Genomic DNA, 20,671 nt, shown 5'->3' with positions numbered 1-20,671 from the left:
CAATGACACAGATCGATACCCTCATCGGCGACGCATCGCTTACGTCCCACCGCGAAGCGCCACCGGCACCGAAAGGGCGCTGGCTCAGCGCCTATTTCGGAACGCCGGGCAACGCACTGATCACCATCCTTTGCCTCGGAACGATCTTCGCGGTTGCGAAACTGGTGATCGGCTGGCTGTTCGTCGACGCCACCTTTGTCGGCACGCCGGCGGAATGCAAGGTGACGAATGGCGCCTGTTGGCCGTTCCTGTCGACGAAGATGCGCTACATCTTCTTCGGCTTCTATCCGTTCGAGGAGCAATGGCGGCCGCTGACGGCGATGCTCTTGTTTCTCGGCGCCTGTGTCGTCTCGATGGTCCCGAAGGTCTGGGGACGGGCGCTGTTGATCGCCTGGATCGCAGTCATCCTGCCGGTGCTCTATGTGCTGATGGCGGGCGGGTTCTTTGGCCTGACGGTCGTGCCGACGACGCAATGGGGAGGGCTGCCGCTCTCCTTCATGCTTTCCTTCATCGGGCTTGCCTGCGCGTTGCCGCTTGGGATCGCGCTTGCACTCGCCCGCGCCTCCAGCCTTCCAGCCATCCGCATCCTGGGAGTGAGCTTCATCGAGATCGTGCGCGGCGTGCCGCTGATCAGCATCCTGTTCATGGCAACGGTCATGCTGCCGCTGTTCATGCCCGACGGCATCACCATCGATAAGCTCATCCGCGCACAGGTGGCGATCATCCTCTTTGCCGCCGCCTATATCGCCGAGATCGTCCGTGGCGGCTTGCAGGCGGTGCCCAACGGGCAGGTGGAGGCCGGACACTCGCTCGGTCTGCACTACTGGCAGATCATGCGCAAGATCGTGCTGCCGCAGGCGTTGAAGAAGGTCATCCCGCCGCTCGTCAGCCTCTTCATCGGGTTCTTCCAGGATACGACACTGGTGACCATCGTCGGCTTGCTCGACTTCCTCGACACCGTGCGTACCGCCATGCGCGATCCGGAATGGCAGGGCATCGCGGTGCTAGAAGGCTACGTCTTCGCGGCCGTCGTCTATTTCATTTTCAGTGCTCTCATGGGAGCTTACAGCCGTTTCCTCGAACAATATTTCAGGACATCGCATGACTAAAGAGATCCACGTCATCCGCAATGTGCATACGCTCGTCGCCTTCGACAGCGAGCGCAATGGCCATGTCTATCTGCACAACGCCGACATCGCCTATGACGACAAGGGCTTCGTCCATGTCGGCGGTCACTACGAAGGTCCGTTCGACAGTGAGAGTTCCGGCCGCGACCGGATGATCATGCCGGGCTTCGTCAATGTCCATTGCCACTCCGGCGAAGAGCCGATCTCCAAGGGCATCTTCGAGGACACGGGCACGGCAGCCCTTTGGGGCAATGCGCTCTACGAATACTCCAACCTTCTGGAGATCGACGAAGACGCGATCGAGGCGTCGCTGACCGTCATGGTCGGTGACCTGATGCGCAGCGGCGTCACCACGCTGCTCGATATCGCCGGCCCGCATGAAAGCTGGCTGCCGACGCTCGCGCGAAGCGGTGCACGCGCTTTCGTCGCGCCGGGCTTCCGCGAGGCGCAGTGGCATGTCGAAGACAGCCACCGTCTCGATTTCCGCTGGGACAAGGCGCGTGGGCGCGACGCTTTCGCTCGGGCTCTGGAGGTCGTCGATGCCGCGACAGCGCACCCCTCCGGTCGGCTTGGCGGCGTCGTCGCACCATCGCAGATCGAGACCTGCTCGCCGGAACTGCTGCAGGATGCGGTGGCGGCAGCGCGCAAGCGCGGCGTTCCGGTCACCATCCACGCCGCCCAGACCATGGCCGAGCACGAGGAACTCCTGCGCCGACACGGACTGACGGCCGTGCAATATCTCGAAAGCCTGGGCTTGCTCGGAAAGGATCTGATCCTCGGCCATTGCATCTTTGTCGACAGCCATTCGTGGACGCGCCAGCGCACGGAGGTCGATTTGCGTCTTCTTGCCGATCGCCAGACGACCGTCGCCCATTGCCCGGTCACCTTCTCGCGCAGCGGCATGGCGCTGGAATCGGTCGGCCGCTACCGTCGGGCAGGCGTTAACGTTGCGCTCGGAACGGACAGCTATCCCTTCAATATGCTGGAAGAAATGCGCCAGGCGATGATCTGTGCACGACTGTCCGGCAAGTCCGTCTTCGATGTCGCGACCGGTGATATCCTGGAGGCTGCGACCATCGCCGGCGCCAGGGCGCTCGGCCGTGATGACATCGGCCGCATCGCCGTCGGTTCCAAAGCGGATTTCCTCGTGGTCGATCTTCGCCACCACGCGATGCAGCCAGTCTACGATCCGCTGCGCAATCTCCTTCATTGTGCAGCCGAGCGGGCGATAGAGCGGGTCTATGTTGACGGAACCTGCGTCGTCAGCGGCGGACGGCCAACCCTGATCGACTACGATGGAGCGCTTGCGAAGCTGCAGGAGGCGCAGGACTACGCTTGCCGGAAGGCACCTGAAAACGACCCGAAGGGCCGCGGGATGCGGACGCTAGCGCCGCTATCCTTGCCCATGGCCCGTCCGGGAAGGGCGTAGCCGCCAAAAGAGACGGTTCAGACTAAGATCAGTAGAAAAGGCGGTGGGCGGCGAAGAGGCAAATCAGGATCGCCGCCGCCCCACCGGCCAACGCGCTCAGCCGCCGCTCGAGAAAATCACGGATCTCCTCGCCGAAGCGGCGCAGCAGCCAGGCGAGCACAAAGAAGCGCGCGCCACGTGCAACGATCGCCGACATGATGAAAAAGCCGAGGTTGATGTTGGCCGCGCCCGAAAGGATGGTCACGACCTTGATCGGCGGCAGATGGGCCAGGCCTGAGGTCACGAGCAGCAACGCCAGCATTTCAGAGTCGACCGACGCCTTCAGATGCTCGAACGTGTCGAGCTTGCCGTAGAACTCCAGCAGCGGCCTTGCCAGCGTATCGAAGGCATAATGGCCGAGATACCAGCCGGCGACACCCCCGAGCACCGACGCGATGGTGGCCACAAGCGCGTAGCGCCACGCCCGCTCCGGGCGCGCCAGCGCCATCGGGATAAGGAGCAGATCCGCGGGGACCGGAAAGATCGAGCTTTCGACAAAGGCGATGATGCCAAGCCAGACAATGGCGGTTTCTCGTGTCGCGAGCGACATCGTCCAGTCATATAGGCGTCGGAGCATGAATTACGGTTCGCTGTTGGTGGTAGGCCCTCTATAGGCGACCGAGCGGGGTGTAAATGTGGCCGCCTTGGCATTTGAGCGATTTCTTACGAAGGGCGAGGCATGGCCGCCGCTAAGCAACAGCCATGCGTGCATAACGGCTTGGCGGCTGTCCAACATGGCGGCTGAAGGCTGTGCTGAAGGTACTGGCTGAACTGTAGCCTACACGTTCGGCGACGGAGGCGAGATCGACGTCGCGTTGCCGCAGCAGATCCTTGGCGAGCGCCATGCGCCAGACGAGCAGATATTCCATCGGCGGCACGCCAACAGCGCGGGTGAAGCGCTCGAAGAACACGGAGCGGGAGAGTGCCGCCTCGCTCGCGAGTTCCGCGACCGTCCAGGCATGGGCCGGATCGGCGTGGATCTGCCGAATGGCCGCCGCCAGCCGCGGGTCACCCAGGCCGCGCAACAGGCCGGGCGTTGCGCTTTCGCCTTGAATAGACCGAAGGGCCTCGATCAGCATGACTTCCACAAGCCGTGCCAGCACCAGGTCCCGGCCTGGCCTTTCGTCACGCGCCTCTTCGCCCACCAGACACACGAGTGTCGAAAGTCGGTCGATCCCGCGCAGATGCATCAATGTCGGCAGCAGCGAAACAAGCAGTCCGGCATCGGGCGAATCGAGGACGAAATAGCCGCCGAGCAGGCGCACGTCCGGTTCGCCGTGTTGCCTGCCGTGGCGAACCTCGCCGGTCGGCGCCGGCATCCCCTTGGGGTCGATGAAGGTCGGCTGAACCGGATCGAACCCCGAAAGGGTGAAACCCGGTGTTGCCGGCAGCAGCACGAAATCTCCGGCCTCCAATGTGACCGGTACCTCGCCATCGACAGCCAGCCGGCAAGCCCCCTCGATGACGGTGCAGAAGCTCGGCTGCCCGAAATCGGCATAGCGCACGGCCCAGCGGCCGGCGCCGCTGATACCCTTGGTGAAGACCGTGCGCGGACGAAGAAGCTGAATGAGTTGCGAGAGTGGATCGACCATGTCAGGACGATAGCAAATGAAATCAGGACTTCAAGCCGTAGAGCGTCCAGAGCGGAGGCGATATCTCTTTTCCATCGAAACAACTGACAGGAAATCGCGATGAATACCGTACTGATTACCGGCTGCTCTTCCGGTTACGGGCTGGAGACGGCGCGGCGCTTTCATGCCGAGGGCTGGAACGTGATCGCCACGATGCGCCGACCGCAGCGAGACATTCTGCCGAACTCCGACCGGTTGCGTGTCTTGGCTCTTGATGTCACCGATCGCGACAGCATCGCGGCTGCGATTGAGGAAGCCGGCCCGATCGATGTGCTTGTTAACAACGCCGGTATCGGCGTGGTTGGCGCCTTCGAGGCGACTCCGATGTCCCATATCCGCAAGGTTTTCGACACCAATACCTTCGGTGTGATGGCCATGACCCAGGCGGTGATACCGCAGTTCCGTGCCCGCCGGTCGGGCGTCGTGGTCAACGTTACGTCCACTGTGACGCTTGCTTCCATGCCGCTCGCCGCAGCCTATACCGCCAGCAAGTCGGCGATCCAGGGCTTCACCGGCTCGCTCGCTCACGAACTGGAAGCTTTCAACGTCAGGGTTAAGCTGGTCGAGCCCGGCTACGCGCCGACCACCCGCTTCGCCCGCAACACCACTATGCGCGTCGAGGACCTGATCCCGGCGGCCTATGCGGATTTTGCCGCACCCATCTTCGCGCAGTTTGCCGCCCCACCCTTGGTCACGACCGAGACCGATGTGGCGGAGGCCGTTTGGCAGGCGGCGAACGATCTGTCCGGCCAGCTCCATTTCCCGGCTGGCGCCGACGCCGTGGCGCTTGCCAAGGCGAGCTGATCTCGCCTTCCGATACGGGACCGCGACAGCGCGCGGGCCTGTACAGGTGTCAAGCGATCAGTCGGAGGCGCGCGTCTGTCTCCGTCCGGTTGTGCGCGCCGGATGCCGTACGGAAGCGCTCGACGAGATCGAAGAGGCCGGATGCCTGGCTTGAGAGCCGAAGAGTCATGGCGGTGCTGTCTTCAACCATCGCATTGTTCTGCTGCGTCACGGCGTCCAGCGACAGCATGGTCTGGTTGATGTGCTGCAGGTCGTTCGCCTGGTCGCGCGCGTCGCCGGCAATCTGCTGTGTCTGCTCGTTGATGGCATGGATCTGGCCGGAGATCTCGTCGAGCGCATCGCCTGCCGCCCGAACCAGCGAAACGCCCTTCGTCACTTCCTCTGCCGAGGTGGTGATGATCGCCTTGATTTCCCGGGCGGCGAGGGCGGATTTCTGTGCCAGCTCCCGCACTTCATGCGCGACGACCGCAAAGCCCTTGCCCGCTTCGCCGGCACGGGCCGCCTCGACCCCCGCATTCAGGGCCAGCAGGTTGGTCTGGAACGCGATGTCGTTGATGGTTCCGATGATCTGGGAAATGGCGACCGATCCCTTTTCGATCTGAGCCATGGCGCCGACAGCGTTCATGACCACCTGGCCCGAGCGGTCGGAGCTCGCCTTGGCGGCAGCCGCGATCGTCGTCGCCGATGTAGCGTGTTCGGCAGTGCGCCCGATGGTGGCGGTAATTGCGCTCAAGGCCGCGGTTGCTTCTTCCAATGTCGCCGCCTGATGTTCGGTGCGCTTGGCGAGCTGGCCGATGGCGTCGCGCATCTCGCCGGTCTCGCCGTCGATCTCAGCGCTTCTCGCCTTCACGTCGCCAAGCGTGACGGCAAGGCTCTCCAGCGACAGGTTGAAGTCCGAGCGCAGACGGTCGAAACCGGCGCCGAAGGGCCGGTCGATGCGTGCAGTCAGGTCGCCATGCGACAACCGTTCGAGCCCCGACGCCAGCATCTCTACGGCCTCGTTGATCTGGCGCGCCACCTCGGACTGGGTCATCTCTCGGACTTGTCGTTCCTCTTCGATCATGGTCCGCGTTTCCGCCGCCTCGGTTTCAAGGCGGGCGCGATCGAGAAGCGCGTCGCGGAAGACTAGGACGGAACGGGCCATGTCACCGATCTCGTCCTTGCGGTTCCGGCCGACGCCGCCGATCGTCGTGTCGCCGTCGGCGAGTTGGCTCATGTCCTGAACGAGGCCGGTGATCGGGCGCGTCAGCCGGCGTGAATACCAGATGGAAATTGCCAGCGCTGCCGCGAGGACGGCCAGAGCCGTCGCGAGCGTCCAGTTGCGCAAGGCGGTGACGGCGGCAAAGGCTTCCCGTGACGTCATGACCGCGGCCATGGTCCAGCGAGTGCCGAAAGCATCGAGGCTTGTGGCAGCCATCTGCGCTTCCTCGCCGCGGAAATCGGCGAGCCTACTGCTGACGATGACATCTTCCGCCGGCTGGTCCGGCGAGACCCGGGCCTTGAGGATATCGTTGTCGGGTGTGGTGGCGCTGTCAGTGAGGAAAAATCCGTTGCCGTCGAGAAGGATCGTTTCGCCAGTCTCGCCAAGGCCCGTGCGGTTGCCGACGATCTCTCCGATGCGCGCGTCCGGCATCTCCAGGATCAAGGTACCGATCTTACCGTCGATCGATTCCAGCGGGATGGCGATGAACGCCGCGGGGCTGCCGCCGAGCGGTGCATAGGCCTCGTAGGAGGCAAAGGCCAGTTTGCTCTTGTCTGTTCCCTCGGCGGTTTCGCGGAAGATGCGACCAAGCCCCGTGTCCTTCCAGGAGCCGTCTTTGAGGCTGACGGCAAAGTTGCCCTTCTTGTTGAGGGAGTAGACAACGTCACCGCTGAGATTGGCGAGCAGCACGTCGCGATAGCCGTGGGCTTCCGCGAAGCGGCGGAAATACGGGTGATAGTGCGCATGGAGCGCGTCGTAGTCGTCGATGCCAGCGGTACTGTAGAGCGCGCGCTTGTCATCGAGATTGGGGTTTTGCGTGAGGTAACGGCGCTGCAATTCGCTCTCGGCCTTGTCGCCGAACTTGGCGGCAGCGCCATTCAGATCGCTGAGCGCCTTGGCGACGGATTTCTGCGCCTGCAGATTGCGCAGGTCGTTTTCCACGGTGGTGAGATAGTGGCGAAGCTCGTTGCGGCGGGCATCGGCGAGCGCCTCCAGCTTCTCGATCGCCGCGCGCGACGACAGGTCGCCGCTGACGGTCAGGCTGGCAAGACTGGTGGCAGCGATGGAGAAGGCAGCCAGAGCCGCCGCTGCGAGGGGTAGCTTCGCGGACAAACGCATAACAATCACCGGGCTTCAAGGAGAGGAGGCCATGCCAAAGGGCTGGTCGCGACGCCTCATGCGCCCGGCGGGAGATCTCCCGCGCGGAGAGTTATACGGTCGCATGTTACAGTTTGATGACGTCCGGATGACGAGGCGAAAGTTTAGCCGTGGACTTATCTCAGCAGGGTGCCGGTCAGAAAGACCTTCGCGCAGCTCTCAGCGCGCGCCATGATCGTCGCTTCGTCAATGCTGCCGATGCGGCCCATCATGACGGCGCGTTGCGGCTCCATCGCCATCATGCCGCGCAGCATGCCCGCCGCCAGATACGGATCCTCGATCACGAGGCGGCCGAGAGTCGTTTGCGCCCTGAGCCAGCGCTCCAGCGTTGCGTTTGTCCGCTCGATTGCCTGCTCCCAGAAGGTGGCAGCGATCTCCGGAAAGCGCTCCGCCTCGGCGAGCACCAGACGTATGATGGCGATCGTGTCTGCCGCCAGCACGAGGTGCCCATAGGCGGCAAGCAACTGCACGAGACCGGTCTTCACGCTCATGGCGTCGAGATGCTCTTCGTCGGCCTCGAGCGCGAACTCAGAGATCCTGAGGGCGATGACACGTTCGAAGAGATCGGCCTTGGTGGGAAAGAGGCGATAGAGCGTCTTGGTGGAGACGCCGGAATTCTGGGCGATAACGTTGATGTTGGCGGTCTCATAACCGAGGTCGCAGAATTGCCTTTCGGCGGCAAGGATGATCACCTTGCGGGTCTCGTCGTCGGATCGGACCTGGGGTCGGCCGCGGGAACGCGCCGATTTCTGCTTTTCGACCATGTGGACTTTCCAAATTCCTTGGCGATTTTTAGTCGTTGCCAGATGGGAAAGCAAATGTTTTCCGAAGCAGGCGTGTGCATAGCCGCACAGTTCCCTGTTTTTGGCGGATATTGCGACCTCTGCGAACACGCCCTAGCTTTGCCATATGGCGACGTCGAAGCTCACGGCCTACCGCGCGAAGCGGGATTTTTCCAGGACGCCGGAGCCTGCCGGGAGAACCGGCGGGGAGGGCAATCGTTTTGTCGTGCACAAGCATCACGCCACGGCCGATCACTATGATCTCAGGCTTCAGGTCGGTGATGTGCTGAAAAGCTGGGCGGTCCCCAGGGGGCCGTCACTCAATCCCGCCGACAAGCGTCTGGCGGTCGAGACCGAAGATCATCCGCTCGACTATATCGACTTCGAGGGCGTCATTCCGGAAGGCGAGTATGGCGGCGGGCCGATGATCGTCTGGGATACCGGCGTCTGGGCGCCGATGGACGATATCGACAAGAGCCTGAGGACCGGCGCGTTCAAGTTTCGTCTGGCCGGCGAAAAGCTCAATGGCGGCTGGATGCTGACGCGGCTGAAACCGAAGCAGCGTGAGGAAGACCAACGTAACTGGCTGCTTTTCAAGGAACATGACCTTGCAGCCGACCCTGATGTCGACATCCTGACGTCGCGTCCCGAAAGCGTGAAAAGCGGCAGGCGGATCGAGGAACTGGTCGAGCCGCCGAAGAAGCCGGCAAAGCGGGTCGTTCTTAAACCCGGCGCGCTGCCGGGTGCGGTGAAGGGCCTAAAGCCGCACCGGATCGAGCCGCAGCTTGCCAGCCCAACACCGAAGCCGCCGGGCGGTCCGCCAGACCGCCAAGTCTGGCTGCATGAAATCAAGTTCGATGGCTATCGGACGATGGCGGATATTTCGGGCGGCAACGTCAGGCTCATCACCCGCAGCGGGTTGGACTGGACGAAGCGCTACGGCGACCTTCCCGATGCCTTCCAGAAGCTGCCCTGCCGCGAAGCGATCATCGACGGAGAGATCGTCGTACTAGACGACAAGGGCATCAGCCGCTTCGCGCTCTTGCAGGACGCGCTTTCGACAGGCGTCGACAGCAAGCTCGTCTTCTATGCTTTCGATATCCTCCATCTCGAAGGGTGGAACCTGACCGAGGTCCCGTTGGAAAGGCGCAAGGCGCTGCTGGCGCAACTGCTCGAGGGGCAGGTTTCCAGCCGTTCGGCCATCCAGTTCAGCGACCATGTCGAAGGCGATGGACACGGGCTTTACGAACAAGCCTCGGAGCTGGGGCTGGAGGGGATCGTTTCGAAGCGCGCCTCGGCACCCTACCGGAGCGGCCGCACGCAGACCTGGACCAAGACGAAGGCGCTCCAGTTCGGTGATTTCGTGATCGCCGGATACACCACTTCCGAGGCGGCCGAAGGCCTTGCTTCTCTCGCTCTCGGCGAGTGGGAGGAGGGCGAGCTGCACTATCGCGGCAAGGTCGGAACCGGGTTCGATGCGGCGACCGCCAAGCAGTTGCTGACCCGGCTGGAGGCGTTGCGCGGCGACGCGGCGGCGCTGGAAGGCGCGCCGAAGGAAATCACCTGGGTTCGGCCGGTGCTGAGCGCCCGTATCCATTATTCCAACCGCACGACCGACAATGTGCTGCGCCATGCGGTGTTCAAGGGGCTTCGCGATGTCGAGCTTTCCGCACCGGCGCGGGCAACGCGCAGGCGGCTGATCACGGATGCCGATCTCGCAAGCATCCACGTCACCAACGCCGATCGTCGAGTGTTCGGCAAATCCGGGCCGACCAAGCTCGACATTGCCGTCTACTATGCGCTCGTCGGCGACTTCATGCTGCCGCATATCCTCGGTCGGCCGGTGTCTCTCTTCCGTTGCCCGACGGGAAAACGTGCAGACTGCTTCTTCCAGCGTCATCCCTTTACCGGCATGCCACCCTCGATCATCAGCTTCAACTCGACCAACTCCGAGGGCGAAACCAATTCCTTCCTCTCGATCGAAGGCACGAAGGGCTATCTGGCGCTCGCTCAGTTCGGCGTGATCGAGCTTCATAGCTGGGGCACGAAGCGCGAGCGGCTTGAAAAACCTGACCGCATCGTCTTCGATCTCGATCCCGGCCAGGGCATCGCCTGGCGCGATGTCGTCGAGGCGGCCGTCCATATCCGCGGTGAGCTGGAGGCGCTCGGCCTCGTTCCCTTCGTCAAGACATCCGGCGGCAGCGGCATCCATGTGGTCGTGCCGGTGACGCCGAAACTCGACTGGAAGAAGACGCACCAGGTGACGAGTGCGATCGCGACGCGGCTGGCTGCAACCGCGCCCCAGACCTTCACCACCACGATGGGCAAGGAGAACCGCATCAAGCGGATCTTCATCGACTTTCATCGTAATGCCCGCAGCCATACGGCGGCGGCACCCTATTCGCTGCGTGCACGCACAAATCTGCCCGCCTCGACGCCGCTCAACTGGGCGGATCTAGAGACTATCGACGCTCCGGAGGATTTGAATTATTCTTCGCTGCCTGGACTTCTGGATACATTCGGCGATCCCTGGGCGGATATCGACGACTTTGCCAAGGATTTGCCGCTTCTGTCCGAAACGAGGACGTAATGCGTTTGGCCGCGTAGGAGACAATCATGGCGCCCAGGGCAAGTTGGAAAGGTTATCTCAAACTCAGTCTCGTCAGTTGCCCCGTGAGGCTCTATCCGGCGACCAGCTCGAGCGAACGCATCAGCTTCAATCAGCTTCACAAGGACACCCACAACCGGATCAACATGAAGCCGGTCGACCCGGAGCTCGGCCTTGTCGAGCGCTCCGATCTGGTCAAGGGTTACGAATACGAAGACAAGAAATACATCATCATCGAGGACGCCGATCTCGAAAGCGTCAGGATCGAATCCAACCACACCATGAACATCGAGGCCTTCGTCGATGAAGGCTCCGTCGATGTGATCTACCAGGACGCGCCCTATTACCTGGCGCCCGACGGCGCGATGGCGGAGGAAACCTTCGTCGTGCTGCGTGAGGCGTTGAAAAAAAGCGGCAAGCTCGCAATCGCGCGTCTGGTGCTTTCGAGCCGGGAGCGGGTTGTGACGATCGGTTCACGCGAAACCGGAATGTTCGTGTGTACTCTGAGAAACCCGAGCGAAGTGCGTGGAACCGCTGAGTATTTTGGCAATATCCCCGTCGGCCATCCCGACCCCGAAATGCTGCAGCTTGCCGAAGCGCTGATCCAGCAGAAGATGACGGTCTTCGATCCGAAGAACTACGAGGACCGCTACGAGATCGCGCTGATGAAGATGATCCGAGAGAAGCTTAAAGGTCATAAGCCGATCATTGCGGCAGCGCCGGAACGTGGCAACGTCATCAATCTCATGGATGCCCTGAAGGCGAGCCTGTCGCAGTCGAAGCCACCGGCAAAGAGCAAGTCCAAGGCCGAGCCGGCGGCGAAGGAAACGGCCAAGGCTGCAACTCCGGCTGCGGCCAAGCGGACGGCGGCAAAACCGACCGCGAAGAAGAAAGCCTGATGGCGGTTGCAGGCCAGACATTCGGTATCGTCGGGGGCCTCTCGGCCTTCCCGCGGCGACTTGTGGCGCGGGAAGTGGAGCGACAGTTCGGCCACTTGCGGCGCGGCGTTACGCGCCAGACGACGTATCTGGTGTTCGGCCGGAACCTGCTGGCGAAGTCGAGCGAAGCGGAGATCGAAGCCCGTTTCGATGCGGAAAATGCGGCGGGGCGATGGCTCGTCAGCGAGAACGGCTTCCTCCGGCTTCTCGGGCTGATGTCGGTGCCTGGAGCGTCCGCACTCACACGTCAGTCTCTGATCGATCAGGCCAAGCTTTCTCCGCGGACCTTCGATCTCCTGTCCCTGTTCGATGCTTTCGAGCATGACAGCGAGCCCTTTTCGTTCCGTGATCTCATCCTCGCCAGAAAGTATGCGGAACTGATTGGAAGCGGTGCGAATTGGAGCGCCATCGTCCGATCCGTTCATCGTTCGGGACAGGTCGCGTCGTTAACGGCGCTTTCGCTGCATAGTGGCGGTCCCGATGCGATCTACGCGCGGAGTGCCGAGGGGCTGAGCGAGCTCAATGGGCAATTGCTCTTCGATCTCGGCACGCCCGATGCCGCCCTGGAAGATCTCTTTGATCTGGCCGAGGAGGCGGAGGCGAATGGCGACTACGAGGAGGCCGCCACCTTCTATCAGCGCTATCTCGCCATGGACCGGACGGATTCGGTTGCGGCTTTCAATCGTGCCAATTGCCTGAAGGCTGCAGGACGGGAGCTGGATGCGGCGCATGACTACGCCCGTGCCATCAAACTCGATCCATCCTTCGTCGAGGCTTGGTTCAACCTCGCCGGGCTGATGAGTGAACGGGGACGGATCGACACTGCCCGCAGGCACCTTAGGAAGGCAATCGAGCTCGACGGCGACTATGCCGACGCTGTCTTCAATCTGGCGAAGCTCGAATTCGATGCCGGTGATCTCGGTGAAGCCAGGCGCTGGTGGAGTCGCTATCTCGAACTCGATAGCGACAGCGAATGGGCGCGAACGGCGGAACGCGGCGTGCAATATGTCGATCTGCAAGGCCATCCAAGGACAGCGGGCTGATATGGGCGACAAATTCCTTTTCGACGGACCTGATGATGCGCCCGTCACCATCCTTCTTGCCCATGGCGCCGGCGCGCCGATGGATTCCGCGTCAATGACTGCGACCGCCAAGGCGCTTGCTGCCGCCGGCTTCCGCGTCGCCCGCTTCGAGTTCGGCTACATGGCGGCGCGGCGGACGTCGAACGGGCGCAAGCCCCCGCCGCGCGCCGAGACGCTCAATCCGGAATATGTCGCCGCCATCGAAGCGCTTGATGCGAAGGGGCCGCTCATCATCGGCGGCAAGTCGATGGGTGGGCGAGTTGCGAGCATGGTCGCCGACCAACTCCATGCGACCGGCAAGATCACCGGGCTGCTCTGCCTCGGCTATCCCTTCCACCCGCCGGCAAAGCCGGAGCAGTTGCGCACCAAACATTTGGCTGGGCTGAAGACGCCAACCCTGATTTGCCAGGGTACCCGTGACGAGTTCGGCACGCGCGAGGAGGTTCCGGGCTATACGCTTTCCGACGCGATCGAAGTCCTATGGCTCGAGGACGGCGACCATGACCTGAAGCCGCGCAAGAGCCTTTCCGGCTTTTCAACCGCCGATCATTTGAGGACCGTGGCCGATGCGGTGGCGGCCTGGGCCGCCCGACTGACGCGCTGATCTGTTTGCCGGGATGAAGATCGCCACCTTCAACATCAACGGCATCAACAAGCGGCTCGAAAACCTGATCGCCTGGCTTGGCGAAACCAAGCCTGACATTGTCTGCCTGCAGGAACTGAAAGCCACCGACCGCCAGTTTCCACGCACGGCGGTCGAGGCGGCCGGCTATGGCGCCGTCTGGCAGGGACAATCCGCCTGGAATGGCGTGGCAATCCTCGCCCGCGACAGCGCGCCGGTCCTGACTCGCGTCGGGCTCGACGGTGATCCCTCGGACAACCAGGCGCGCTACATCGAGGCTGCCGTCAGCGGCGTCCTGGTCGCCTGCCTCTATGCCCCCAACGGCAACCCGCAGCCCGGCCCCAAGTTCGCCTACAAACTCGCCTGGCATGAGCGAATGGCCGAACACGCCGCCGAGCTCTTCGCCCTCGATCTGCCTGTTGTGCTTGCCGGCGACTACAACATCGTGCCGGAGCCGCGCGACATCTACCCGACAACCTCCTACGACGACAACGCGCTGGTGCAGCCGGAAAGCCGTGCTGCGTTCCGTACGCTCCTCGACCACGGCTGGCTGGATGCGCTGCGCAAGACCCATCCGAAGGAACAGCTCTTCACATTCTGGGACTATCGCCGGAACCGGTGGCAGCGCGATGCCGGGCTCCGGCTCGATCATATGCTGCTCAGCCGCAAGCTGTCCCGCAAGCTCATTGGCGCCGGCATCGACCGCGAGGTTCGCGGCATGGAGGGCGCGAGCGACCACGCGCCGGTTTGGATCACGTTGCGCGATTGAGCTGGCTGTATTGCGGGAATGAAGCTGAGAGCGTCAGCGCTATTCGCAACCCTTATCCGGATTACACCCGCTGCGGCAGGTGGATGGAAACGGCGACCGCGAACGTCCAAGGTAACCACGAAGGAGAGCCGCATGAAAATCAGCGCACGCAATCGCCTCAAGGGCAAGATCTTCGAAGTGATCAAGGGCGCTACCACCGCCCACGTTCGTATCGACGTCGGCGGCTCGATCGTGACTGCTGCAATCACCAACGAGTCGGTCGACGAGTTGGGTCTAAAGGTCGGCGGCGAGGCCTATGCGGTCATCAAGGCTTCGGACGTCATGGTCGGGACTGACTGACAATTCTCAGGAAGGGCGCGTGGGTCTTCCGTCGCGCCCACCCAAATCTTGATCGATCACGCCTTCTGGCAATTATGTGGGCCGCTGTCGCCGGCCTCGAAGTCGCCGCGCTGCGGCGGCGCGATCGGCTTGAACGGGGTCGTGCCGTCGAGGCAATCGAGACTGCGGACAAGCAGCGTTGAGCCTTCCACAGCTTCAAGCTTGACGGTCGACGTGCCGATCAGATTGGGGCGCACGGGCGAGCGCAGTGAAAAGGTGCCGTGCACCGCTATCTGACAATCGAGCCCGGGACCGTCCTGGCCTCTTTTGCTTTGGTCCATCTGTGCTCACCCGGTCGAGCGAGCATCTGGCCGCGATCGTGTGTCGCGACGTGCCGCCGCCCCGCATACGCCGCAACTGTTGCACTGAGATACAAATCTCCATCGATCGGAAACATCCGCGATACGTCGCGATGGTCCTCTGCCGCACATGTCAAGTGATCACTGCCTCGGGGCATTGATCCAATGCGGAGAGACGATGATGCTCCTCTTTGTTGTAGCCTATCTTGCAGGCGTCCTGACGATCGTCAGTCCCTGTATCCTGCCGGTCCTGCCATTCGTGTTTGCCCGCGCCGGCCAGCCCTTTTCCACCAGCATACTTCCGATGCTGCTCGCCAAGACCGTGACCTTTGCGGGCATCGCCTCGCTTGCCGCGCTCGGCGGCAACTGGGCGGTCCAGGCGAACGCGTTTGGCCGCTACGCCGCGATCGCGCTACTGGCGGTCTTCGGCGTAACACTGCTTTCGACGCGTGCCGCAGCTTTTGTGACTGGCCCACTCGTGGCGCTGGGAAACCGGCTGTCGAGAAAGGCTGCGACCGGGGAGAAGGGCGGCGTCGGCGGCGCCATCCTGCTCGGTGTTGCGACCGGATTGCTTTGGGCACCCTGCGCCGGACCGGTGCTCGGCCTGGTGTTGACCGGCGCGGCGCTGAACGGCGCGAACGTGCAGACGACGCTTTTGCTTGGCGCCTACGCCGCAGGCGCCGCGACCTCGCTGGCGCTTGCCGTTCTTGCCGGCGCCAGAGTGTTCGCGGCGATGAAGCGCTTCCTCGGCATTGGCGACCGCATCCGCCAGGGCCTCGGCGTTGCGGTGCTGGCCGGCGTTGCGGCCATCGCCCTTGGGCTGGACACCGGCCTGCTGGCGCAGCTTTCCTATGCGAGCACTTCGGGCTTCGAACAGTCGATCCTCGATCGCCTGCGCGCCAATGCGGCGCCTGCCGACGTCGCAAGCACCCGCATGACCCTTGCCGCTAAGGATACGAGACAGGCGGCCTATCGCAGCGACCTCCCGGTCGAAGGTCCGTTCCCGTCGCTCGACGGCGCCGTTCAGTGGCTGAATTCCAAGCCGTTGACCCCGGCCGAGCTTCGCGGCAAGGTCGTCCTTGTCGACTTCTGGACCTACTCCTGCATCAACTGCATCCGGACCATCCCCTATGTGCGGGCCTGGGCCGAGAAGTACCGGGATCAGGGTCTGGTCGTCATTGGTGTTCACGCACCGGAATTTGCCTTTGAAAAGCAGATCGGCAACGTCGAAAAGGCGGTGCGTGACTTCAAGATCACCTATCCGGTGGCGATCGACAACGACTTCGCCATCTGGCGCGCGTTCTCCAACAGCTACTGGCCGGCCCACTACTTCATCGATGCCGAAGGGCAGATCCGCTACACGCATTTCGGCGAGGGCGACTATGAAGGTTCCGAGCGGGTGATCCAGGATCTGCTGGCGGAGGCCGCGGGGAAGCGGAAGGCCGAAAACAACTTCGTCAAACCGGATGCAAAGGGCGCCGAAGCCTCGCCCGACCTCTCCCGGCTCGGATCGGGCGAGACTTACCTCGGGTATGAGCGGGCCGCGAATTTCGTGTCTCCGGAGGGCGTCTCCGCAGACAGCGCCAAGCGCTATACGGTCGATAGCCCGCGTCTCAACGAGTGGGGCCTTACCGGCAACTGGACAGTCGAGGCCGAGCAGGCCCGTGTCAACGAAGCGGGCGGCGGTATCACCTACCGGTTCCGCGCTCGCGATCTGCATCTGGTGCTTGGGCCTGGCGCCGGCGGTAAGCCGATCCCGTTTCAGGTGACGGTGGATGGTGTGGCACCCGCAGCAGACCGTGGCTCGGATATCGACGCGTCCGGCAGGGGGACCGTCACGGAGACCCGCCTCTATCAGCTCGTGCGCCAGTCAGGCGCGGCGCGGGAACGGACCTTCGAGATCCGCTTTCTCGAACCCGGCGCGGAAGCCTTCGTTTTCACTTTTGGATGAGAGTTCACAGATGACCGACAAACAACACCAGCGTGGGCGCCGCTTGCCCGCCCTTTCCCGACGTCTGTTCGTCGCGCTGGCAATGGTTGGCGGCGGGCTGACGTTCGCCTTCGACGAACAAACGGCGGCGCAGCAGGCCAAACCCATTCCCAAGGCGCTCCATGACGTCGCTTCAACGGAGACAAGGCAGACGGCAGTGCTCGCAGGCGGCTGCTTCTGGGGTGTGCAAGCCGTGTTTCAGCATGTGGCCGGCGTCACGGGCGTCAGATCCGGCTATGCCGGCGGCAGCGCGGAGACGGCGACCTACGAACAGACGGAAACCGGCACCACCGGCCACGCCGAAGCGGTGGAGATTACCTTCGATCCCAATAGGATCAGTTATGGGCAGCTTCTCGAGATCTATTTCTCGGTTGCGCATGATCCGACGCAGCTTGGCGGACAGGGGCCGGACAGCGGCCCGCAGTATCGATCGACGATCTTCCCGCGCAATGAAGGGCAGGCGAAGGTCGCTTCCGACTACATCGCGCAGCTGAACGCGGCGGACGTCTTTGCCCGGCCGTTTGTGACGACCATCGAACCCGGCAAGGCTTTCTATCAAGCGGAGGCCTATCACCAGGACTACGTCTACAACAATCCAGGCCAGCCCTATGTGGTCCTCTACGAGCAACCGAAGATAGAAGCGCTGCACCGCCTGTTCCCGAGCCTCTATCGCGAGAAGCCGGTGCTTGTCGCAGACAGCGCGTCGTAGCCGATCGTGGGCTTGTGTGGATCGCGAGCACGACCAGACCCGTGACGTTTCGAACGGATCTTGCAAGGGGTCGGGCCAAGTCGGCCTTCTACACAAGGATACAGTTTTGCGGCCGCCCGCACACATCCGCGATACGCCCAAAGGACACTCTGGCGGTGAGCAAGGCTTGGGCCCGTGGTGACGGGACGCGTCGCTGCCGCCATGATCAACGGAAGGAGACATCATGCGCATTTTCGCAACAGCTTTCGCCATAGTCGTCCTCGCGGCGGCGCCATGCGCCTGGGACAGCGACCCGGGAGAGCCCTCGCTTCTTGCGGCGCTCGTCGCCATTCCGGCGTCCGCAACGGCCGCGGCGCGGCCGCAGCCGGCCGCGATTGAGGACGGAGGATTGCTGCCGGAGGCTCCGCACGAGGAGCTTGCCAACCCGTTCTTCGATTGATCACCGCACCGCGAAAGCTGGCGGCGCGAACCTTTGAAGCCAATCAAGGTGGATTTTCGCAGCGAAGCCGATGGGCGGATGAAAGGTTCTGGAGCGGGTCGACGCTGCGTCGGCCCCGTCTTCTTTTGCTGATCTCCACGGCCCCGTTCGCTTTGAACCCCAGAGCATTTCGTATCGCTCTGCCGTTGTGCTCGGCCGATCAAACATTGAGGTACACAGACGCCGCTCCAGAACACATCTCCGATACACCGCCCACGCATGGTCACGGCGAAGGTTGGTTCGCATCCCTCCGACACGGCGTTGCAGTCGGTGAAGGTGGGCGTGGCCTAAAACGTCGGAATTACGACATTTGAGCCATTGGCGTTTCGTCTTACCATCGAGGCTCCAACCAAGGCAAAGGAGCTTGAAATGAGCAGGAATTCCAAAGGTACGGCACTTATCACCGGCGCGTCCTCCGGTATCGGCGCGATCTATGCCGATCGTCTGGCGCGCCGCGGCTTCGACCTGATCCTCGTTGCCCGCAACCGTGAGCGCTTGAATGGGCTCGCCAGCCGGCTGGCGGACGAGACCGGGCGCGCCATCGAGGTCGTCGCTGCGGACCTCGGGAACAAGGACGATGTCAGGCGGGTCGAGAAGATCCTCCGGGACGACGCGAGCATCACGGTGCTGATCAACAATGCGGGTGTTGGTGCCACCGCACCGCTGCTCTCATCCGATGTCGACAAGATGGAGGAGATGATCACGCTCAACGTCAGCGCGCTGACGCGGCTGACCTATGCGGCCGCGCCCGGATTTGCCGCGCGCGGCGCCGGCACGATCATCAACATCGCTTCGATCGTCGGCGTTGCGCCCGAACTCCTGAACGGCGTCTACGGTGGCACGAAGGCCTTCGTTTTGGCGTTCACCCTGTCGCTGCAGAAGGAACTTGCCGACAAGAACATCCGCATCCAGGCCGTGCTGCCGGGTGCGACTGCGACCGACTTCTGGGGCATTGCCGGCACGCCGCTCGAACATGTTCCAAGCGAGATCGTCATGCGGGCCGAAGACATGGTTGATGCCGCGCTTGCCGGTCTCGATCAGGGCGAAGTGATCACCATCCCGGCGCTGCCGGAGGCCGCTGATTGGGCGGCCTATGAGGCGGCTCGGCAAAAACTCATGCCGAACCTTTCAAGGAGCGCACCCGCAGCTCGCTACAACATCGGGGGATAGCCCCGATCTGCCTCCGGGCTCCTCCCATCCCGGAATTGCTCGGCGATGCCTCTGGCATCGCCCCAACTCGAACCAGGAGAATGATGATGTCCAGACGCTATTTGCCAACTGCCAAGAGCAGTCGCTTGGCCGCCTTCGCGCTGTCCGGAGCGATCGCGATCCTGCTTCCTCCGCTCGCCGCCCACGCCGCAGGTGCCTCCTCGGCGGGCGGTGCTCAGGTCGTTGCCGCCGCAAAGCCCGCGGCCGACGAATCCATTCGGCCATTCCAGTTCCATGCCAGCGATGCGGCGCTTGCCGACCTCAAGCAGCGCATCGCGGCCACCAAGTGGCCGGACCGGGAACTGGTGAACGACGGCACCCAGGGCGTGCAGCTCGCCACCATGCAGAAGCTCGCCGACTATTGGGCGACCAAGTACGATTGGCGGAAGGTGGAGAAGAAGCTCAACGACCTGCCGCAGTTCGTGACCAATATCGACGGCGTCGACGTCCATTTCATTCACGTGCGGTCGAAGCACAAGAACGCGATGCCTCTCATCGTCACCCACGGCTGGCCGGGCTCGATCATCGAGCAGCTGAAGATCATCGATCCTCTGACGAACCCGACGGCGCATGGCGGCAGCGAAGCCGATGCCTTCGACATCGTCATTCCCTCGCTGCCCGGCTACGGCTTCTCCGGCAAGCCCACCGAGCGCGGCTGGGATCCGGTGCGGATTGCGCGGGCCTGGGCGGTGCTGATGCAGAGGCTTGGTTATACCCACTACGTCGCACAGGGCGGCGACTGGGGGGATGCGGTCACGGAGCAGATGGCGCTGCAGCGGCCGGCCGGGTTGCTGGGCATCCACACGAATATGCCGGCGACCGTTCCCGCCGAGATCCAGAAGAGCCTCGACGCGGGTGGCCCAGCGGCGTCGAACCTCTCCGCCGACGAGCGCCGTGCCTATGACCAGCTCGATTTCTTCTACAAGAACGGTTTGTCCTATGCGCAGGAGATGAGCAAGCGTCCGCAGACGCTCTATGGCATCGAGGATTCGCCGATCGGGCTTGCCAGCTGGATGCTGGACCATGACGCCCGCAGCTACGAACTGATCGCCCGCGTCTTCGATGGCCAGTCGGAGGGCCTGAGCCGTGATGACGTGCTCGACAACATCACGCTCTACTGGCTGACCAATACCGCCGTGTCGTCGGCGCGTCTCTACTGGGAGAACAAGCTCGCCTTCTTCCAGCCGAAGGGCATTCAGATTCCGGTGGCCGTCAGTGCCTTCCCGGACGAACTTTATCAGGCGCCGAAGTCGTGGGCAGAGAAGGCGTTTCCCAAGCTTATCCATTATAATCGCCTCGCCAAGGGCGGACACTTTGCGGCCTGGGAGCAGCCGGCGGCCCTGGTCGATGAATTGAGAGCTTCCTTCAAGTCACTGCGTCAACCGAGCTGACAGAAAGGGGCGCGCGAAAGCGCGCCC

18 protein-coding genes and 1 pseudogene are annotated in these 20,671 nt (G+C 62.9%); 14 read left to right on the top strand and 5 right to left on the bottom strand.

Annotated elements, in window-relative coordinates:
* Positions 1–2 precede the first annotated feature (2 nt).
* Both ASE60_RS04295 and ASE60_RS04290 read left to right on the top strand, forming a co-directional pair.
* Positions 3–1,109 carry an amino acid ABC transporter permease gene (locus tag ASE60_RS04295; protein WP_057248510.1) on the top strand — a complete coding sequence of 369 codons (1,107 nt, stop codon included), beginning with the start codon at positions 3–5 and terminating at the stop codon, positions 1,107–1,109.
* Positions 1,102–2,556, top strand: coding sequence for an amidohydrolase family protein (locus ASE60_RS04290; protein ID WP_057248509.1), 1,455 nt, complete (start codon positions 1,102–1,104; stop codon positions 2,554–2,556). Before ASE60_RS04295 ends, ASE60_RS04290 begins: the two co-directional genes overlap by 8 nt.
* Before the next feature lie 28 nt (positions 2,557–2,584).
* Here the strand turns inward: ASE60_RS04290 and ASE60_RS04285 are convergent, their stop codons facing one another.
* On the bottom strand, positions 2,585–3,172 hold the full coding sequence (locus tag ASE60_RS04285; protein ID WP_057248508.1) for a YqaA family protein: 588 nt from the start codon (positions 3,170–3,172) through the stop codon (positions 2,585–2,587).
* 112 nt (positions 3,173–3,284) lie between these two features.
* Positions 3,285–4,187, bottom strand: a complete 903-nt coding sequence (locus ASE60_RS04280; protein ID WP_057248507.1) for an AraC family transcriptional regulator — start codon at positions 4,185–4,187, stop codon at positions 3,285–3,287.
* 99 nt (positions 4,188–4,286) lie between these two features.
* Here ASE60_RS04280 and ASE60_RS04275 point away from each other — a divergent pair, with 99 nt between their 5' ends.
* Positions 4,287–5,030: an SDR family oxidoreductase gene (locus ASE60_RS04275; RefSeq protein WP_057248506.1), complete on the top strand. Its 744-nt coding sequence runs from the start codon at positions 4,287–4,289 to the stop codon at positions 5,028–5,030.
* 49 nt (positions 5,031–5,079) lie between these two features.
* Here ASE60_RS04275 and ASE60_RS04270 read toward each other — a convergent pair whose 3' ends face one another.
* Both ASE60_RS04270 and ASE60_RS04265 read right to left on the bottom strand, forming a co-directional pair.
* Entirely contained in the window at positions 5,080–7,350 is a 2,271-nt protein-coding gene (locus ASE60_RS04270) for a methyl-accepting chemotaxis protein (RefSeq protein WP_057248505.1), read from the bottom strand.
* 155 nt (positions 7,351–7,505) lie between these two features.
* A complete protein-coding gene (locus ASE60_RS04265; RefSeq protein ID WP_057248504.1) occupies positions 7,506–8,153 on the bottom strand; it encodes a TetR/AcrR family transcriptional regulator in 648 nt (215 codons plus the stop codon).
* A 145-nt stretch (positions 8,154–8,298) separates the two neighbouring features.
* Between ASE60_RS04265 and ligD the strand changes: the two genes are divergently transcribed.
* The 6 genes from ligD (at position 8,299) to ASE60_RS04235 (ending at position 14,529) form a co-directional block, all read left to right on the top strand.
* On the top strand, positions 8,299–10,761 hold the full coding sequence (gene ligD / locus ASE60_RS04260) for a DNA ligase D (RefSeq protein WP_057248503.1): 2,463 nt from the start codon (positions 8,299–8,301) through the stop codon (positions 10,759–10,761).
* A gap of 26 nt (positions 10,762–10,787) precedes the next feature.
* Positions 10,788–11,678, top strand: a complete 891-nt coding sequence (locus ASE60_RS04255; protein ID WP_057248502.1) for a Ku protein — start codon at positions 10,788–10,790, stop codon at positions 11,676–11,678.
* A complete protein-coding gene (locus ASE60_RS04250) occupies positions 11,678–12,760 on the top strand; it encodes a tetratricopeptide repeat protein (RefSeq protein WP_057248501.1) in 1,083 nt (360 codons plus the stop codon). Before ASE60_RS04255 ends, ASE60_RS04250 begins: the two co-directional genes overlap by 1 nt.
* A 1-nt stretch (position 12,761) precedes the next feature.
* Positions 12,762–13,403 (top strand): alpha/beta fold hydrolase, encoded by a 642-nt coding sequence (locus ASE60_RS04245; protein WP_057248500.1) that lies wholly within the window; start codon positions 12,762–12,764, stop codon positions 13,401–13,403.
* Between the two features lie 13 nt (positions 13,404–13,416).
* Positions 13,417–14,190, top strand: a complete 774-nt coding sequence (gene xth, locus ASE60_RS04240) for an exodeoxyribonuclease III (protein ID WP_057248499.1) — start codon at positions 13,417–13,419, stop codon at positions 14,188–14,190.
* Between the two features lie 132 nt (positions 14,191–14,322).
* Positions 14,323–14,529: a molybdopterin-binding protein gene (locus tag ASE60_RS04235; RefSeq protein ID WP_057248498.1), complete on the top strand. Its 207-nt coding sequence runs from the start codon at positions 14,323–14,325 to the stop codon at positions 14,527–14,529.
* Positions 14,530–14,585: 56 nt separating this feature from the next.
* On the opposite strand, the pseudogene ASE60_RS04230 reads toward ASE60_RS04235, so the two are convergent.
* Positions 14,586–14,795: pseudogene (locus ASE60_RS04230) on the bottom strand (TrmO family methyltransferase); the annotation flags it as partial.
* Between the two features lie 253 nt (positions 14,796–15,048).
* Here ASE60_RS04230 and ASE60_RS04225 point away from each other — a divergent pair.
* The 5 genes from ASE60_RS04225 to ASE60_RS04205 all read left to right on the top strand — a co-directional run bounded on the left by ASE60_RS04225 (position 15,049) and on the right by ASE60_RS04205 (position 20,644).
* Positions 15,049–16,818: a cytochrome c biogenesis protein DipZ gene (locus ASE60_RS04225; protein WP_057248779.1), complete on the top strand. Its 1,770-nt coding sequence runs from the start codon at positions 15,049–15,051 to the stop codon at positions 16,816–16,818.
* A gap of 10 nt (positions 16,819–16,828) precedes the next feature.
* The gene (gene msrA, locus ASE60_RS04220; protein ID WP_057248497.1) at positions 16,829–17,566 is read left to right on the top strand and encodes a peptide-methionine (S)-S-oxide reductase MsrA; all 738 of its coding nucleotides are present in this window, start codon (positions 16,829–16,831) and stop codon (positions 17,564–17,566) included.
* 223 nt (positions 17,567–17,789) lie between these two features.
* Positions 17,790–18,005, top strand: a complete 216-nt coding sequence (locus tag ASE60_RS04215; RefSeq protein ID WP_057248496.1) for a hypothetical protein — start codon at positions 17,790–17,792, stop codon at positions 18,003–18,005.
* Positions 18,006–18,413: 408 nt separating this feature from the next.
* Positions 18,414–19,214, top strand: a complete 801-nt coding sequence (locus ASE60_RS04210) for an SDR family oxidoreductase (protein WP_057248495.1) — start codon at positions 18,414–18,416, stop codon at positions 19,212–19,214.
* 86 nt (positions 19,215–19,300) lie between these two features.
* A complete protein-coding gene (locus ASE60_RS04205) occupies positions 19,301–20,644 on the top strand; it encodes an epoxide hydrolase family protein (protein WP_057248494.1) in 1,344 nt (447 codons plus the stop codon).
* The last annotated feature ends 27 nt before the right edge of the window (positions 20,645–20,671 follow it).

It is taken from the genome of Ensifer sp. Root278 (assembly GCF_001429285.1).
GTDB lineage: Bacteria > Pseudomonadota > Alphaproteobacteria > Rhizobiales > Rhizobiaceae > Ensifer.
Note: the sequence above shows the minus strand (reverse complement) of the source record. Positions and strands in the feature narration are given on the sequence as shown.

Excerpts from the sequence above, each read along its gene's own strand:
- ASE60_RS04235 (WP_057248498.1), top strand. The coding sequence starts at position 14,323 with ATGAAAATCAGCGCACGCAATCGCCTCAAGGGCAAGATCTTCGAAGTG.
- ASE60_RS04285 (WP_057248508.1), bottom strand. The coding sequence starts at position 3,172 with ATGCTCCGACGCCTATATGACTGGACGATGTCGCTCGCGACACGAGAA.
- ASE60_RS04205 (WP_057248494.1), top strand. The coding sequence starts at position 19,301 with ATGTCCAGACGCTATTTGCCAACTGCCAAGAGCAGTCGCTTGGCCGCC.
- ASE60_RS04225 (WP_057248779.1), top strand. The coding sequence starts at position 15,049 with ATGCTCCTCTTTGTTGTAGCCTATCTTGCAGGCGTCCTGACGATCGTC.
- ASE60_RS04250 (WP_057248501.1), top strand. The coding sequence starts at position 11,678 with ATGGCGGTTGCAGGCCAGACATTCGGTATCGTCGGGGGCCTCTCGGCC.
- ASE60_RS04275 (WP_057248506.1), top strand. The coding sequence starts at position 4,287 with ATGAATACCGTACTGATTACCGGCTGCTCTTCCGGTTACGGGCTGGAG.
- ASE60_RS04290 (WP_057248509.1), top strand. The coding sequence starts at position 1,102 with ATGACTAAAGAGATCCACGTCATCCGCAATGTGCATACGCTCGTCGCC.
- xth (WP_057248499.1), top strand. The coding sequence starts at position 13,417 with ATGAAGATCGCCACCTTCAACATCAACGGCATCAACAAGCGGCTCGAA.
- ASE60_RS04255 (WP_057248502.1), top strand. The coding sequence starts at position 10,788 with ATGGCGCCCAGGGCAAGTTGGAAAGGTTATCTCAAACTCAGTCTCGTC.
- ASE60_RS04215 (WP_057248496.1), top strand. The coding sequence starts at position 17,790 with ATGCGCATTTTCGCAACAGCTTTCGCCATAGTCGTCCTCGCGGCGGCG.
- ASE60_RS04295 (WP_057248510.1), top strand. The coding sequence starts at position 3 with ATGACACAGATCGATACCCTCATCGGCGACGCATCGCTTACGTCCCAC.
- ASE60_RS04270 (WP_057248505.1), bottom strand. The coding sequence starts at position 7,350 with ATGCGTTTGTCCGCGAAGCTACCCCTCGCAGCGGCGGCTCTGGCTGCC.
- ligD (WP_057248503.1), top strand. The coding sequence starts at position 8,299 with ATGGCGACGTCGAAGCTCACGGCCTACCGCGCGAAGCGGGATTTTTCC.
- ASE60_RS04210 (WP_057248495.1), top strand. The coding sequence starts at position 18,414 with ATGAGCAGGAATTCCAAAGGTACGGCACTTATCACCGGCGCGTCCTCC.
- ASE60_RS04245 (WP_057248500.1), top strand. The coding sequence starts at position 12,762 with ATGGGCGACAAATTCCTTTTCGACGGACCTGATGATGCGCCCGTCACC.
- msrA (WP_057248497.1), top strand. The coding sequence starts at position 16,829 with ATGACCGACAAACAACACCAGCGTGGGCGCCGCTTGCCCGCCCTTTCC.
- ASE60_RS04280 (WP_057248507.1), bottom strand. The coding sequence starts at position 4,187 with ATGGTCGATCCACTCTCGCAACTCATTCAGCTTCTTCGTCCGCGCACG.
- ASE60_RS04265 (WP_057248504.1), bottom strand. The coding sequence starts at position 8,153 with ATGGTCGAAAAGCAGAAATCGGCGCGTTCCCGCGGCCGACCCCAGGTC.